This is a genomic window from Mesorhizobium sp. M1A.F.Ca.IN.020.06.1.1, assembly GCF_004023265.1.
GTDB lineage: Bacteria > Pseudomonadota > Alphaproteobacteria > Rhizobiales > Rhizobiaceae > Mesorhizobium.
Map to the genome: position 1 here is coordinate 1 of NZ_RZSR01001802.1, position 457 is coordinate 457.

General features: G+C 69.6%; 1 protein-coding gene. It reads right to left on the minus strand.

Annotation, left to right across the window (positions count from 1 at the left end; all coding sequences use genetic code 11):
- Positions 1 to 457: DUF1612 domain-containing protein (locus EOA60_RS36985; RefSeq protein WP_128312826.1), on the minus strand; the 457-nt coding region annotated here is incomplete at both ends.

Sequence of the window (457 nt, forward strand, 5' to 3'; positions counted from 1 at the left end):
TGACCGCGCCGCCCCTTCAGGCGTCGCAGCATCTGTTCCCTCGCCATCGCGAGACGGTCGTGCTCCTTCAAGCCGAGTGCGGCGGCCTCCGAAACCGCGTCGAGAACAGCCAGCAGCCGCTTTGTCCTGTCGCGATGGCGCCGGCGTTCGCGAGCGACGACACGCAGGCCCGTATTGAGAGCGAGCAGGTGAGCCGTGGTCTTCCGCCGCTGCCGCAGCATGGCTTCGACCAGGAGAGCGCCGAGCCAGGACTGGTGCTGCAGCGGGCTGACCTCTTCCCAGGCGTCCCAAAGGACCGCCGCCGCGAGCACCGGCGGAAGCCCCGCTGTACGATCAAGCGTGGCGCGCCACTCCTCGAACCGGGCTTGCTCGTCCCAATCCGGGTCGTAGATCAGCGGATCCCGCGCCGGCGCCGGTTCCGGCCGAGGCGGGTGTTCGACCCCAACGCCCTCAAGGA